This is a genomic window from Thalassobaculum sp. (assembly GCF_040219215.1).
Lineage (GTDB): Bacteria > Pseudomonadota > Alphaproteobacteria > Thalassobaculales > Thalassobaculaceae > Thalassobaculum_A.
In genome coordinates this window covers 485,940-501,201 of sequence record NZ_JAVJSX010000008.1, presented here as the reverse complement: position 1 = coordinate 501,201, position 15,262 = coordinate 485,940, and the positions used below count along the sequence as shown (strand labels likewise).

The window sequence follows — 15,262 nt, the reverse complement described above, 5'->3', positions numbered from 1 at the left end:
TGTTTATCCGCTCGGGTCGGACGATGCAAACGGTCGCCACCTCGAACGGCCGGGCCACGAGATCGCGGCCTCGCGCAGCTCCGACGCAATCCGGTCGATCACGTCGTTCCAGACACCGGCCTGCGTCTGTCGGAACAGACGCATGGATCGGTACCAGGGCGTCCACTCGCTGTCGTAGCCCCATCGCCAATCCGCAACCTGCGCCAGCATCGTCCATACCGGCACCCCGAGCGCGCCGGCGATGTGGGCCACCGAGGTGTCGACGGTGATGACCAGATCCATCTGGTCGACCATGGCGGCCGTGTCAGCGAAGTCGTCGATGTATGGCGCAAGGTCCGACACCCGGCGGTCGCTCGGAACCGCCCGCCGGTCATCTGACACCTGCAGGCTGAAGAATTCGATCTGCGGAATGGTAAGGAGGGGGATGAGTTCCTCGAATGAGGTCTGCCGCAGCGCGTTCAGTGAATGCTCCGAGCGCCCCGTCCAGCACAGTCCGACCCGAAACACACCGTTGTCCGCCGGACGATGCCTCGGCTCCGCAGGCGTCAGGTAGCGCGTCGGAGCGGGCAGCGTGTCCCTGTCGACGCCGAGGCGAGCCGGCAGGCTCATCAGCATCTCGACACCGTCGTAGCCGGCCAGCGATCCGGTCGGCCACAACGGCGCAGTCGACGCCACGCCGGAAGCCGTGCGAACCAGGCGTTCAAGGTTTTCCGGACAGGCGACGGTCACCTCCAGCCCCTGATCTGCCAGCGGCCGTATGAAGCGCAGAAACTGAACCGTATCCCCGGCCCCCTGCTCGGTTACGACCAACAGGTGCCGGACCCGATCCGAATATCGACCATCCCAGGCGCGAAGCCCCAGCGTGCCGTAGCCCTTCAGCGCAATGCGTCGCTCGGGGCGGTGCTCGTACTCGGCAAAACCCTCTCGATAGTCGCCCGAAGCCAACAGACTCAATCCCAGAGCCGACCTCGCATCCGGCAGTCCAGGGCGGCATCGCACCGCCCGCTGACGGCAGACGAACGCCGCATCAAACTCGGCCGCGTGTCGGCGGGCGGTTCCCAGATTGGCCCAGACCTCGCCAGCATCGGGTTGAAGCATGAGAGCTCGGCAGAAGTGAACAGCCGCTGCGCTCGGGTTGCTCAACCGCTGCCGGACCAGACCCGCCTGGTTGTGTGGCCGAGGGTCGTCGGGCCGGTGTCGGCACAGTTCATCAGCCCATCGGACAGCGTTCGACATCTGCCCCTTGACGATCAGGCGCGGCACGAGCTGCAGGCCGTCCTCGTAGTCGATCTCTCCGGGCTCGGAAGTCACCGTTCGACCTCCGCCTGCCAGAACGTAATCAGTTCGCGTTCCATACGCTCCAGGGTGTACTCCGACGCGGTCTCGCGCGCCGATGCTATCCGTCGGCGTCCCGCGTCCGTATCGATCTCGCGCATTGCCTCGGCCAATCGATCGGTGCAGCCCAACCAGTCTTCCGGTTCGCACCAATGCCCGTTGTCCGGCGTCGCGAACGACCGCCCACCATCGCCCGTGAAGCCCACCACCAGGCAACCGCTGGCCATGGCTTCGATGGGCGGCAATCCAAAACCCTCGATACGCCCGAGCGCGAGGAACACCGCGCTCTCGCCAAGGATCTTTGCAACCTCGGTTTCCGGCCTGTTCGAAATCTCAACCCAGGGCACGTCGGCCAGTTCCGGGTATCGCTGGCGAAAGGTGCCCTCGATGAAGCGGGCTTCGATCTTCATCTTTCTCGGCATGACGGCGATCTGCCGCCGTTTCTCCGCCGGCTTGAACAGCTCGTGGTTGATCGCGTTGTGAATGATCGGGGCGCGATCCAGGCCCATCACGCCGGTCAGATAGTCGGAAATCACCTCGCTGCAGCAGAACACGGTGTCGATACCGGCCTCCGCATAGCTCCGGGCATGCTGCAGACCGTGATAGATGTAGAAGTGGTTCTGGCAGAACACGTAGCGACGGATGGGGTGCTTGCTGAGTTGCCGGACGTAGACGTCCCACGGCTCGGGGATGACGAAGAGATCGTCCGGGTGGATACGGAACTCGGGGACCAGCGATTCGGTCGGCACAATCTCGGAGAAATGCGAGTCGCGCTGCTCGTCGATCAACAGGATCCGGGCGTCGAAACCGTTCCGAACCAGCATCGCGACATGGTGATGCGCTATCCGCACTCCCCCGAGCGGATAGCCAAAGTGCTTCGAGAGATAAAGTATACGGCGGGTGCTCCGCACCATCGTGCGGCCATCCACTCGGCCGTGTTCCGTCATGGTTCCCGCAAAGAATCCGAAATGCTGCGGGAAATCGGTTCGATCAGGTACGTCAGCAGGGTCTTCTCGCCGACACCGATCATCGCGGTGGCCGGCATGCCTGCGGTCAGTTCGGTGTCATGCAGAATGTGCTCCCGCGACACCGCATCCAGCTTGATGATCGCCCGATAATACGGCGGGGAACCATCCGGATCCTGGACAGCATCGGAGGAGATGGACTCGAGATACCCTTCGATTGGGTGCGTAAACCGCTGGCTGAACGAAGTCATTCGAACCTGAACCTTGGTGACCCCATTGTTAAGCGAATCGATGTCGCGCGGCTTGACCTTCACGTAGACGACCAGATCTTCGTCCTCCGGTACGATCTGCATGAGCGGCTCGCGGCTGCCGATGACCTGCCCGATCGTGAAAACGGTCAGGTCTATGACCCGCCCGGTCCGGGGCGCCCGGATATCCAGCCTCCGGACCGACGCCGATATCACTGGCCGCTGTTCGTTCAGATCCTGGAGTCTGGATCCCACCGCATCGAGCTGCGCCGCCACCTCGCGCTGCAGGTCCCGCTCCATCTGGACCACGCGCTGCTCGAACTCCGATATCTGCTTCTCGTACTGCGCGATCGAACCGTTCAACCGCCCGGTTTGGCCTCGAATTGCCGCCTGGTTGCGCTGCAACGCCAGCAGCCGCGGCAAGCGCTCCAAACCCTTCTCATAGAGCTCACGCACCGAACCGAGCTCTCGCTCGATCAGTTCGGCCTGGGTCTGTAGGGCCGCCAGCTCGACCCTGGTCGCGTCGATCTGGACGTTTGCCTGATCGACCTGACCGAGCATCAGCTTGACTAGGCCGTCGCGTGACTGCTGGCGCGACCGGAACACAGCGCGCTGCCCCGCCACGAGTTCCGCAATTTCGGGGTCTCCCAACTCGTCGAGCACCTCCTTCGGAAAGTCGATGCTCTCGAGCGCGTCCCGTTCGGCCAGCAATCGGGCCTGCTCCGCCAGCGCTCCCAGATACCGCCGCCGCAGCGTATTGGACTGAGCCCGATCCCGGGTGGGATCAAGGCGCAGCAGGACGTCGCCCTGCTCGACGCGCTGCCCCTCCCGAACGTAGATTTCCGCGACGATTCCACCTTCCGGATGTTGAACGATCTTGCGGTTGTTCTCGACCCGCAGTTCGCCCGTTGCCATCACCGAGCTTTGCAGCGGAGCGAACGCTGCGAAGCCGCCGAAGCCGCCGAAAAACGCCAGGACAATCAAATAACCAATCGAAATGGCCGACGTCCATTGGGGGCGGGCGTTCTTTGAGATCTCCTGGTACGGATCAAAGACGTTGACCAGGGCAGGAGTGGGGGCGGTATCCCGTTCGACGATGGTCATGACGACGCTCGACTGGCGATGGATGGAGAGTCCTGACTGGCCGCAATCTGCGGTTTGGTCTGGGCCGGCACAGGGCCAACGACCTCGTCCCGGGCGGCGAACTTGTGAACCACGCCGTCGCGCAGGATCAGCACCTTGTCCACGTGCTGCAGTACGTTGATCCGGTGGGCAATCAGAACCACGGTGCACCCCCGGGCCTTGAGGGCATGCAACGTGTCCTTCAACGCCTCCTCGCCCTGGCTGTCCAGGTTGGAGTTCGGTTCATCCAGAACCACGAACAGCGGATCGCCGTAGAGCGCGCGGGCCAATCCGATCCGCTGACGCTGACCACCGGACATGATCGCACCGGCATCGCCAACGGGCGTGTCGTACTCCCTTGGAAGACGCTGGATGATCTCGTGCAGCCCAGCGAGTTCGGCCGCCTTGATGATGGCCTGCGGGCTGGCGTTCGGTTCCAGCCGGCAGATGTTTTCGCGCACGGTTCCGTCAAACAGCGCGACCGCCTGGGGCAGATAACCAAGATAGCGGCCCAGGTCTTCAGATGGCCAGGCATAGACGTCCGTGCCATCGAGCCGAACGTGACCATGGGTCGGCGCGTCGATGCCAACCATCAGGGTTGCCAATGTGGTCTTCCCCGCACCCGATGGGCCGATCACCCCGATGATCTCGCCAGCCTCGATTTCCAGGCTGACGTTGGACAGGATCGGGCGATCGACGCCCGGCACCGTGTACGTGACGTTCTCGATCGAGATGTGCCCCTTGGGCTTCGGCGGCACGACGCTCAACCTGGGCCGTTCGATCATCGACGCCAGGATTTCGTCCATTTCTTTGTAGGAACTCAAAGCTTCCAGCATGCTGCGGTAACTGCCGATCATGGACTCGAGCGGCATAAGAGCCCGCCCGACCAGGATGACCGATGCCATCATCACGCCCGGGCTCATTGTACTGCCCGGCTGGATCATCTGGTAGGCCGCCGACGTCATGATGGTGATCTGGATCACCATTCGCGTCCATTTGGATGCTGCGTTGATAAGCGCCGACCGGCGAGAAGCGATCGACTGGTGATAGATCGATGCCTCGGAACCCTCAGACCAGGTCCGGACGATGGTCGGCGTCATGCCCATGGCCTCAACCACGTCGGCGTTGCGCGCAGCGGCAGAGGCTCGCTTGTAGGATGGCGCCATCGCCTTTTGAGCCCGCATCAACGCCCCGCGTGACGCGCGATCATTCAGATAGGCGAACATGAACAGAGCAATCGCACCGACGATCGAGACCAAGCCGACCGTCGGATTCATGATGAACAGGACCCCCATGAACACCGGAATCCAAGGAATATCCATGATGGCGTAGATCGAGTTGCTCGTCAGAAAGGCCTTGAGCTGGTTGAACTGCTGCAGGATCGTCGCGCCGCGCGTGTTGCCGCGCTTCACCGAATGAGCCAGCGACGCGTGCAACAGCCGGGCCGTCAGGTTCCGATCGAGATAATTCCCGATCTCGATCAGAACAGCCGACCGGGCGACGTCGACGGCGCCTTGAATCGCCAATGCAAACAGCGCCATGGCAAACAGCATGCCAAGCGTCGCCACGCTGTAGCTGCTGAGCACCTTGTCGAAGACCGCGAACATGTAGATCGGTAAGGTCAAGATGAACAGGTTGACCGCGAAGCTGAACACAGCGACCGCCCCGAACGCGGTCCGGCAGCGCTTGAACGCGTCCTTCAGCGCATCCTTGGCATCGACGCGGCGGTCAGAGTCGGTCATTGAAGCACCTGTCCTGCAGAGTTGGCGCCTGTGTTTCCGGCGCCATTTTGCCATACTACCTTGCCCGGAGTGGGCACGCACGCACGCGTCCGGCGGCATTTGACCGCACAGCGGCGATCCGCTAAAGCGGGCGCGCGCCGCGCCGCCGCATTACGAGTATCTGTCATGATGAATGCTGAACCGATCGGATCGCCGTTTCGTGTGTTCGTCGGCTACGACAGCCGGGAAGATGTAGCCTTTCGCGTCTGCGAATTGTCGTTGCGTCATCGATCCTCGATCGCGCTGGACATCCGGCCGATCGTACAGACGGAGATGCGGTCCCGAGGCCTGTACTGGCGTTCAAAGGATCCGCTTGCGTCCACGGAGTTCACATACTCGCGGTTTCTTACACCCTACCTTGCAGGCTATCAAGGGTGGGCGCTGTTCTGCGACTGCGACTTCCTTTGGCTGTCCGACATTGCCGAACTCGTGGCAAAGGCCGATCGCGATGCCGCGGTGATGTGTGTTCACCACGACCACCACCCGACAGAGGCGACCAAGATGGATGGCGCCGTCCAGACGACCTATCCACGGAAGAACTGGTCCAGCCTGATGCTGTTCAACTGCGGACATCCGATGACCCGCAGCCTGACGCCCGAAGTCGTCAACACCCAGACCGGGGCCTATCTGCACCGGATGCAGTGGGCTGCGGATTCACAGATCGGCGCGCTGCCATCGTCCTGGAATTGGCTTGAGGGTAGTATGGCCAGACCGGAATCCGGTACGCCCGACGCGATCCACTACACGCGCGGTGGGCCGTGGTTCGACGATTGGCAGGATGTCGACTACGGCGAACTCTGGCGGGCCGAACAAGCGAAATTGCAGAACCCAATGACAGCCGTCCACGATTGATCAACGACGCCACTGGCAATGATCTGTCGGGACGACAGGGAGAGATACAGGATGAAGAAGGCATTGATCATCGGCGGCGGGTTCGCTGGCTGCGCGGCGGCACACCAGATCGAGCTGATTGGTGGCTGGGACGTGACGCTGGTGGAACGGGCGCCGTTCCTGGGCGGCGGCGTGAAGACGCATTGGCGCGGAGGGCACCCGTTCACTTTCGGGCCCCGCCACTTCCTGACGCCGATGCCGGAATTGTTCGACTACCTGAACGCGATCGTGCCGATGCGCAAGCTGGACCACGAGTTCATCACCCATGTCGAACCGGATCGCAATTTCTACACGTTCCCGATTCACAAGGACGACATCCCGCGCATGCCGGATCGCGAGGCGATCGAGCGTGAGCTCGCTGAATCGCAGGAGATCCGTGGCTGGACTGCGGCGAAGAACTTCGAGGAGTACTGGATCGCGTCGGTCGGCCCGACGCTCTACGGCAAAATGGTCGACAAGTACTCCCGCAAGATGTGGCAGGTCGCCAGCAACACCATGCTCGACGATTTCGGCTGGTCGCCGAAGGGCGTCGCCATCAAGGAAGGCCCGCGCGAAGGCTGGGACACAGCAATCTCGGCCTACCCGCTGGCGCCCGATGGATACGACCGGTACTTCGACGTCGCGACAGCGGGGGCGACGGTCAAGCTGGGAACCGAGATCGAGGCATTCGACATCCCGAACAAGCGGGTGCAGATCGCCGGCGAATGGCATGCCTACGACGTTATCGTGAACACCGTCTCACCCGACATGCTGTTGAACTACGCGTACGGCGAGCTGCCGTATGTCGGCCGTGAATTCATCACGATCATCCTGCCGGTGGAGCACGCCTTTCCGGAGAAGGTCTACTTCACTTACTACGCTGGCGACGAGCCTTACACCCGGATCGTCGAGTACAAGAAGTTCACCCAGCACAAATCCCCTTCGACCCTGCTTGGAATCGAGATTTCGAGCCACAAGAACAAGCTGTACCCGATGCCGATCAAGAAAGAGATCGCACGGGCATACCAGTACTTCGACGCCATGCCAGACGGGGTGGTCTCCATGGGGCGCGCCGGCAGCTACAAGTACATCGACATCGACGACATCGTCTGGCAGGCGATGAAGATGGCTGAGGAACTCAAGCAGGGCGGGTTCTCGCACCCGGTGCCGGTCTATGGGGCCGACCAGGCGGCACCGAACCTCCTGACCCAGAAGATGGTCGACGCGAACATTGTGCCCGGCGGACCCGAAACCGGCACCCGGTAATCTGGTTGCGGCGCCGGTCGCTACTGACCGCGCCGCACCCGGTTCGCCACGAGACTCATCGGCGACACCCAGTCATCCGGCTGGGTCTGCCAGGCGCAACGGGCGGTGGGCAGCCAGCGGGTCGTCTCCGAGCCCCGCGCGTACCGCCAATCATCCTGGACGATCCGCGTCACCACGTGGACCGGCTTGCCGAGCCCGTGCGCCATGGCGACCGTGGAGTTGGCGACCGACACGACAGTGTCCATGGCGGCGACCTGGGCGCCCCACCCGTCGATATTCTCATAGGCGTTGATCTCCGGATCGGTGATCAGTTCCACGCCAAAACGCTCGCGCACCAGGCGGACATCGTCACTGACGTCGCCATACTGGAGCGACACGAAGATGGTGTCCTCCAGTGCAAAGACTGCCTCCCAGGCGTCCAGCGGTACTTCGAACGACCGAACCTGGACCGGCTTGATGCTGCGCCACGACACCCCGACGATCCGCTTGCCTGGCCTGCCCGCGGCGTACCGTTTCCGCAGTCGGGCGGTCTGTTCGGCATCAGGGCGCAGGTATCCGGTCGGCACCGGCTTGGTTCCCGCGCCAAAGGGCAGCATGAGCCCGCCAAGCGACGCCTGCAGATCGCACGCAGCGACCGCCTCCTCGGTTCCGGACTCGCCCCGGCCTCGAACCTCGATGTTCGGAAACGAGCGCGCCATCGTTCTTACCAAGCTGCCCGCCAGTTCGAGCACGACATGCCCGACCCGGCCCGCGGCCCACGACAGATAACTGGCGAACCAGAGTTCATCACCAATCCCCTGCTCTCCCCACACCGCAAGCCTCGCATCCGGCCGATGCTCGCCCTGCCATACAGGCATCGCCAGGGTCGGTTCGCTTCCCAACCGGCGCGACGACGAGAAACTGGGCACCTGCCATCGGACCTCATAACGGCGCACACCGTCGGCCGGATCGCCATCGCCGAGCTCAAGCATGGCGCGGGAAAACCGGAACATCGGGCGGTCATCGAGGTCGACCGCCTGGTCAAACAGCGTTCGGGATTCCTGCAACCGGCTCTGGTGGCGGCGAATGACCGCAAGGTTGTAGTAGGCATCGGCGACCGACGGCGCGGCCAGCAGCGAGAACCGTCCCAGTCGGCTGGCCGACGGCAGGTCGCAGGCCTGAAATGCCAGGGTGCTGAGGTTCATATACCCGGATCCGACTTCCGGCTGCCGCACCATTGCTTCGCGCAGGACCGACCTGGCTTCGTCCAAGGCATTGACCTTCACGAGGCCCGCACCGAAATTCGCCAGGCATTCCGCTCGTCGGCTCGGATCGACGATCAGGCCTCGACGGTGCGCACGGACCGATTCCCCGAACCGTTCCGCCCTGACGAGTTCCGAGCCCAGGGCTCCCAGGCAGTGAAACGAATCAGGGGTCAGCAGCACGGCACGGCGGCCCTCTCGAACCGACGCCTTGTGGTCGCCTGACCGGCGATACTGGATCGCCAACATCGTGCGAACCATGGCCGCCAGCGGCTGGAGCGCCGCAAGCGACTTCAGGACGACCATGGCTTCAGCATTGCGAAGCGTGCTGCTGTAGACATGAGCGATCGCGAGCAGCAGTTCCGGCGACCGGACACCGTCGGGAATCGGAAGCCGTTCGACGGCGGCCACGGCTTCGTGCGTGCGGCCCGCCCCCGAGAGACGCGTCAGATACTCGACCCATATCTCATTGGAGTATGGATTGGACACCGCAGCGTAGGCATACCAGCGCAGGGCATCATCGCTGGCAGCACCATGCGAGCAAAGCTTCGCAAATACCGAGATCGTCGAGGCGTTTTCCGGGGAGATCAGCAATGACTGGCGCAACCGCCACATCGCATTCTCGGTTTCCCCACGATCCTTCGCGAGCACACCGAGATTCCGGGCGATGGCGGGATCCCCAACGGCCGCTGCTGCGGCCGCCTGTTCGATCCACGGACGTCGAGCATGCCTTCCCTTCGACGCCGCAGCCAGGTTGACGTAGGGGGCGGCGGTACCGGGAGCCGTGACGATTGCTTGCCGCCATCCATGGATCGCGTCTTCGGTCCTGCCAGCACCCCAAGCTGCCCGTGCACGTGCAAGCAGCGTGTCGGCACTCGGTACTTGGTCGGTCAGGGTCACCGTACCGGTCATTTCCCCGACGTTGCGTCCTCGTTCGGGATGCCCAGCTTGCTGGAGGTCGGATGGTCATCCAGCCGGACCCACCCACCAGTCTCCATGCTGGCATAGAGCGCGTGGACAAGCCGGAGCGAGGTGAGCGCTTCATCGACGTCGATCGGCGGAGGCGTCCCATTCTCCAGGGCGTCCAGAACCTCTCCGAGCAGCGGTCCGTGGCCCAGGCCGTAGCTGGTCGGGACGTCCTGGCTGAATGTCTCGGCCGCCCGCTCGTCTCCCTGCCGGGGCTCGACTGGGTGCCAAAGCTCGACTCGGTTCAGCGCCCGACCGCCGATCTTGGCCATGGCCTGCTCACCAACGAGATGCAGCGATGCCTCAAAATCGTCGTCCCGAGCGGACGTCGTCGCTTCGATGGTGCCCAGTGCGCCCGACTTGAAACGAACCAGGCCGATCGCGGTGTCTTCGGCCTCCAGGCGGTTCAGGACGGCCGCGCCGGCGGCGCATACCGAGTCGATCGGGCCCCCCAGCCACTGGAGAGCATCGAGATGATGGATCGCCTGCTGCGCCAGCACGCCGCCGTCCATCGACCATCGACCATGCCAGGGGTCGTCGTAGTAGTCCTGATGGCGGGACCAGTGCACGCGGACACCGGCGGTCACCAGCCGTCCGATCCGGCCCTCGCTGACCATCTCCCGGACAAACCGCATTGCCGGATTGTAGCGGTTCTGCTTGATGACGGCGCACATGACACCCTTGGCCTTCGCAGCGTCGCGAACCCTCTCGGCGTCCTCCGGCCGCAACGCAACGGGCTTTTCAACAACCACATTGATGCCGGCTTCGATCAGCTCGAGGGCATGCCGGGCGTGATGACCCGATTCGGTGAGGATGCAGACCAGGTCCGGTCGCTCCGCGATAAGCGCCGGAATGCTGTGAACCGGCTTTCCGCCGACCGCATCGGTGAAGGCCTGCGCCTTGCCGGCGTCGAGATCGGCGGCGGCGATTACCTCAACCCGATCGGACAGTTCCGTACCCAGAACCTCACGATACCGGGCGGACACTCGTCCACAGCCGAGGACTCCGATCCGCCATTTGTGCCGCGACACGGTCATAGAATGCTCCCTTGCTTAGGTCCGTGCCTTGATAAGCCTGACAGCACGTTCGTCAACACCGCCGTATGCCAGCTAGTTCAGCGATGGCCCCGGCTGCGTTACCAGGAACGATGACAGCCGCGTCCGCAAATCAGTCACTACGGCATCCCAGCGTTCAGAAGGATCCCGGAAGAACAGACGCATGCTGGGAGCCCATGGCACAAACGGCGTTCCAAACTGTTGCCAGATCACGCGTTCGCGCGACGACCGGAACACATAGGCGGGACATCCGACGGCCCCAGCCATCCAAGCCAAAGAAATCATTGGCGTAACGGCGGCATCGCTGACCTGAAGCAGTGCCAGCACATCTTCCAGGTCATTGGTCAGGTCGACACCCTCGGGTGTGACGAACTCGAACCCGAGTTGCTGGCCGAGTTCATAGAGACGCTCTTTCTCTTCATCCGTCGACGAGTACTGGAGATTGACCGCGACCGTCCCGGCTGGAATCGCCGCCGCAAGTTCTTCAACGGACAAGTACTGCTGGTTTCGATTTCGATTTCTCAGCTTGCTGCGCCAGGACAAGGCGAGACGCGGGCGGCCCGGGTAACGCTCGTTCAACCATCGGTGCCATCGCTCGAGCCGCGCAGGTTCAAGCGTCAACCGGGCGGGAAACCGTTCACCGCGCCGGTCGGTCCAATCCCAGTTGTCGCGGATCAGGAACTTCAGCTCCGCGACGTAGTGCTGAGGAACGTGCAGCATCGGAACCTTGAAGCGCAGTCCGGGATCACGGATTGTCGGATGGCCCTTCAACGAGCGCGGAATGAACTCGATCCCTTCGTAGGTTCGAGCCAGCAGGTCGACCAGGCGCGGGTCGCAATCGACGACGAGACGCCGGGTGTCCCGCCGCAGCAGCGGCAGGTACCAGGACAGCATGATCTCGTCACCCATGCCCTGCTCCATGAAGGTAAGGAGCTTGGAGTCCGGGTTGGCGTTCGGACCGCGCCAGATCGGCAGCCTGATGTTGCGTTTCGGGGACGGGAATCCGGGAGTGGCCCAGCGTGCCTCAATACGATTGAAGCCGGTCTCCAACTCGCCGATCATCAGCATCGACATGCCGGTATTGAACCGTGCGGACGCCTCCATGTCCTTGTCGTTGTCGTCCTTGGCAAGAATTTCGGCGTACTGGAACGCGTTGACTGCCTCGCCATAGTCTCCAAGGGTTCGCACATACGTGCCGTAGTTCACCCAGCACGTCGCGCGCTTCGGACGTGTCGCAATAGCCCATTTGACGTAGTGAACTGCGGCGTGAATGTCGTCGACGTGGGTATGGACCATGCTCATCAGGTTGCTCGCCCGCTGATAGTCCGGCTTCAGCACGAGAGCGCGTTTCAGTTCCCGGAACGCTTCCGCGGTACGCTCCTGCTCATCCAGGAACAGCCCGTAGTTGTAGTGAAGGGCGTGATAGACGGGAAACTGCTTGACGATCTCGGGCCACAGCTTCGTCGCCAGGTCGTATGCTTCTATATTCTTGTACAGGCCGGCGAGCGAGTCCCAGACCCTTGGGTCGGCGGGCTTTGTGGCAACGACCGACTCCACCCAATGGCGGGCTCGCTGGACCGCCACGTCCTTGTTCGGTTCGAGCTCCTTGAGTCGGCAGAACAACTCACAGGTGCGGTTTATCAACCCAAGGTGATTCGGGGCTTCCCGAAGGAGAAGGGTGTTGGCGGCAATCCCATGGTTTGGCCATTTGACCCTGTGGGTAAGTTCACCCGCTCGGGCCAGGCGGCGAAGGTCTCCCGGAACCAGACAGCACGCCTGCCACACCCAGGCTGCATGCCTTATCGGCTGACGACCCCGGCCGAGGTCGCTGTCGAGCGCATCTATGGCGTCAAGCGCTGCCGGGTTCAGAGCCAAGAGCCGGCGCGCGGCGTTGTACCGGCGGGGGTCATCCGGCGGCGCCGTCTCAATCAGGTCCTGCAAGGCCTGCTCGAGGAAGCGTCCGGGCGCGGCTGCCGCGCGGGCCAGGTACGCCACAGCTCGCTTACCGGCCTGGGCCGGCGGGAGTTCCGACAGGCGGCTGCCGATCTTGTAGGCGGTGTCCGGGTCGATCCGCCCGACATCATCGTCGCGGAGCGTTGCGATCGCCGCATCGGGCGAGCCTGCCGAAAGATGCAGGAGTGCGAGCAGCGCGCGCGGACGAACATCCTGCGAGAACAGATCGGCGGCTTGCTGGGCGGTGGCGAGGGCCGCATCGGCATTTCCCGCCATTTCCTGGATACGCGCTAGGTTCAGATAGGCGCGGGGATCGGCGTGATGCTCGACCCGGCTCGCGCGCATGAAGTATCGGACAGCGCCGCAAACATCCTGGGTCCGCACCGAGATCTGTCCAGCCAGGGTCAGCGCCGGTGCCGACGAGGGTTGCTCCATCAGAGCTCGCCGAACGCAATGGCGGGCGCGGGTGAACTCCCCGCCCTGGAGCAGCCAGTGCGCGCGCTTGAGCGGGTCAGTCTCCGCTCGCTGCTTGGTCGGGTCCATTGAGTCTCGAACGTGAATTGATCAGCACGAAGTACAAACGAAAGAGGGGCGCTCGATGAGCGCCCCTCCCCGATATTTAGTCGACTTTTGAGATCAGAGGAACTCGAAGTCGTTGATGTCGACGACCGAGATACCGGTCAGCTTGATCATCAGGTAGTTGCTCGCGTTGCCATGGATCATGACGACCAGATCGGAACCCGAGGAGACGTAGGCAATCGTGTTGACACCGCCGAAAGTAACCGCACTGCCAGTCACGCCCGGAGTACCGGCCGTGCTCACGATGCCTGTCAGCAGCTGGATCTTATCGGTGCCGCGTGCGAACCCGGAGATCAGGTGGACCGAGGCGTTCGCCGCGGTGAAGCCACTGATCGCCCCAGAAACCACGGTCGTACCGAAGATGAACCGATCCGCGCCATCGCCCCCGATCAGGGTGTCGGACTGGAACGTGCTGCCACCCGCAATCAGCGAGTCGTCGCCATCGCCACCGGACATCACTTCGTTGCCGCTGCCGCTGAACAGCACATCGTTCCCGGCACCACCATACAGCACGTCGGTGCCATCGCCGCCGGACAGGGTGTCGTTGCCCTCTCCGCCGTACATGATGGACGCGCCCGAAAGGCCGATCAGCAAGTCGTTCCCGCTACCGCCAACAAGGGTGTCAGCACCCTCGGAGCCGCTCAGGGTGTCGTTGCCGTCACCGCCCGACAGGAGATCGTTGCCGGTACCACCGAGCATCAGATCATTGCCGCCACCGCCAAAGAACGCGAAGGTGAAGTCACCCAGCGCACCCTGCAGGGTGTCGTCGCCGTCACCGCCGTACACAACCTGCAGACCAGCGAACGCGATCGATGCGCCCGAGAAGCTGATCAGGTCGTTGCCGGCGCCGCCGTAGAGCAGCACGTTGCCCGACAGGCCAGTGGAGGACAGGATGGTGTCGTTGCCGTCACCACCATAAACGGTGTCAGCGCCATTGCCCGCCAGGATCAAGTCGTTGCCCGTGGCACCCATGATCGAGTCGGCACCCTCACCACCGGTGATGCTGTCGTTGCCGTCGCCGCCGTACAGGACGTCGCCGTTGGTACCACCGATCAGGATGTCCGCACCCAGGTTGCCCCAGAGGACGTCGGCACCTTCGCCGCCGGACAGGATGTCGTTGCCCTGACCGCCATACGCTATGTCGTTTCCGGCGCCGCCCGACAGCGTGTCATTGCCGAGGTTGCCATACACCAAGTCAGCGTTCGCGCCAGCCGACACGATATCGTTGTCCTGGCCACCGAAGATGCTGTCCGCACCGCCGGCCGTCGAAATCACGTCGTTGCCCTGGTTGCCGAACACCAGCGCGTTCGACGAGTTGGACGTGACGATTGCCACGGTGTCGTTGCCCGAGCCACCGTAAATGGTAGTCGCGCCCGTGACGTTGGTGAACGTGTCGTTGCCAAGGTTACCGAACATGACGTCGGTGCCAGCACCGCCATCAATGACATCATTGCCCTGACCGCCGTACAGCGTGTCACCATCGGCGCCGCCGGACAGGACGTCGTTGCCTTTGTTTCCGTAAATCAGATCCAGGCCGGTATCGCCCGAAATCGTGTCTGAGTCCTGTCCACCGAAAACGGTGTCCGAACCGCCAGCCGCAGAGATCACGTCACTGCCCTGGTTACCATAGATCAGATCCGCGCCATCAAGCGCACTTACCGTATCCGAGCCGGCAAGCGCGGAGATCACGTCGGCGCTGGCGGTGCCCGTGAGCAGCTCGCTAGAGGTCGTGCCAGTAATGTTCGCCATCGTTGTAACTCCTAGACTCCCTACAGAGCGTGTGTGCGTCAGAACGATGCTGATCGCCCGAAGACGATCACCACCCTCCCCTGTCAGACCGCGTTCTCACGCAACAGCGCCAGCAGCTACCAGGGAGGACGT

The 15,262-nt window shown here is 63.0% G+C and carries 10 protein-coding genes; 2 read left to right on the top strand and 8 right to left on the bottom strand.

Annotated elements, in window-relative coordinates; all coding sequences use genetic code 11:
* Positions 1 to 3: 3 nt before the first annotated feature.
* From RIC54_RS07825 to RIC54_RS07810, 4 genes are read right to left on the bottom strand one after another with little or no spacing between them, the layout of a single operon-like run.
* A complete protein-coding gene (locus RIC54_RS07825) occupies positions 4 to 1,311 on the bottom strand; it encodes a glycosyltransferase family 9 protein (protein ID WP_350086401.1) in 1,308 nt (435 codons plus the stop codon).
* Positions 1,308 to 2,249 carry a glycosyltransferase family 4 protein gene (locus tag RIC54_RS07820; protein ID WP_350086398.1) on the bottom strand — a complete coding sequence of 314 codons (942 nt, stop codon included), beginning with the start codon at positions 2,247 to 2,249 and terminating at the stop codon, positions 1,308 to 1,310. The genes RIC54_RS07825 and RIC54_RS07820 overlap by 4 nt, the downstream gene beginning before the upstream one ends.
* A 29-nt stretch (positions 2,250 to 2,278) precedes the next feature.
* Positions 2,279 to 3,652, bottom strand: coding sequence for an HlyD family type I secretion periplasmic adaptor subunit (locus RIC54_RS07815; RefSeq protein ID WP_350086395.1), 1,374 nt, complete (start codon positions 3,650 to 3,652; stop codon positions 2,279 to 2,281).
* Positions 3,649 to 5,412: a type I secretion system permease/ATPase gene (locus RIC54_RS07810; protein WP_350086392.1), complete on the bottom strand. Its 1,764-nt coding sequence runs from the start codon at positions 5,410 to 5,412 to the stop codon at positions 3,649 to 3,651. The genes RIC54_RS07815 and RIC54_RS07810 overlap by 4 nt, the downstream gene beginning before the upstream one ends.
* A 99-nt stretch (positions 5,413 to 5,511) precedes the next feature.
* On the opposite strand from RIC54_RS07810, the gene RIC54_RS07805 reads away from it, so the two are divergent.
* Complete coding sequence (locus RIC54_RS07805) at positions 5,512 to 6,303, top strand: hypothetical protein (RefSeq protein WP_350086389.1); 792 nt, start codon at positions 5,512 to 5,514, stop codon at positions 6,301 to 6,303.
* 51 nt (positions 6,304 to 6,354) lie between these two features.
* On the top strand, positions 6,355 to 7,587 hold the full coding sequence (locus RIC54_RS07800) for an FAD-dependent oxidoreductase (protein WP_350150906.1): 1,233 nt from the start codon (positions 6,355 to 6,357) through the stop codon (positions 7,585 to 7,587).
* Between the two features lie 20 nt (positions 7,588 to 7,607).
* Here the strand turns inward: RIC54_RS07800 and RIC54_RS07795 are convergent, their stop codons facing one another.
* From RIC54_RS07795 to RIC54_RS07780, 4 genes are all read right to left on the bottom strand, one after another.
* A complete protein-coding gene (locus RIC54_RS07795) occupies positions 7,608 to 9,740 on the bottom strand; it encodes a tetratricopeptide repeat protein (RefSeq protein ID WP_350086383.1) in 2,133 nt (710 codons plus the stop codon).
* Positions 9,737 to 10,831 carry a Gfo/Idh/MocA family protein gene (locus tag RIC54_RS07790; protein WP_350086380.1) on the bottom strand — a complete coding sequence of 365 codons (1,095 nt, stop codon included), beginning with the start codon at positions 10,829 to 10,831 and terminating at the stop codon, positions 9,737 to 9,739. Before RIC54_RS07790 ends, RIC54_RS07795 begins: the two co-directional genes overlap by 4 nt.
* A gap of 72 nt (positions 10,832 to 10,903) precedes the next feature.
* Positions 10,904 to 13,345 (bottom strand): tetratricopeptide repeat protein, encoded by a 2,442-nt coding sequence (locus tag RIC54_RS07785; protein ID WP_350086377.1) that lies wholly within the window; start codon positions 13,343 to 13,345, stop codon positions 10,904 to 10,906.
* Between the two features lie 93 nt (positions 13,346 to 13,438).
* Positions 13,439 to 15,130, bottom strand: coding sequence for a calcium-binding protein (locus RIC54_RS07780; RefSeq protein ID WP_350086374.1), 1,692 nt, complete (start codon positions 15,128 to 15,130; stop codon positions 13,439 to 13,441).
* Between the last annotated feature and the right edge of the window lie 132 nt (positions 15,131 to 15,262).

Excerpts from the sequence above, each read along its gene's own strand:
- RIC54_RS07820 (WP_350086398.1), bottom strand. The coding sequence starts at position 2,249 with ATGGTGCGGAGCACCCGCCGTATACTTTATCTCTCGAAGCACTTTGGC.
- RIC54_RS07815 (WP_350086395.1), bottom strand. The coding sequence starts at position 3,652 with ATGACCATCGTCGAACGGGATACCGCCCCCACTCCTGCCCTGGTCAAC.
- RIC54_RS07810 (WP_350086392.1), bottom strand. The coding sequence starts at position 5,412 with ATGACCGACTCTGACCGCCGCGTCGATGCCAAGGATGCGCTGAAGGAC.
- RIC54_RS07800 (WP_350150906.1), top strand. The coding sequence starts at position 6,355 with ATGAAGAAGGCATTGATCATCGGCGGCGGGTTCGCTGGCTGCGCGGCG.
- RIC54_RS07795 (WP_350086383.1), bottom strand. The coding sequence starts at position 9,740 with ATGACCGGTACGGTGACCCTGACCGACCAAGTACCGAGTGCCGACACG.
- RIC54_RS07790 (WP_350086380.1), bottom strand. The coding sequence starts at position 10,831 with ATGACCGTGTCGCGGCACAAATGGCGGATCGGAGTCCTCGGCTGTGGA.
- RIC54_RS07785 (WP_350086377.1), bottom strand. The coding sequence starts at position 13,345 with ATGGACCCGACCAAGCAGCGAGCGGAGACTGACCCGCTCAAGCGCGCG.
- RIC54_RS07780 (WP_350086374.1), bottom strand. The coding sequence starts at position 15,130 with ATGGCGAACATTACTGGCACGACCTCTAGCGAGCTGCTCACGGGCACC.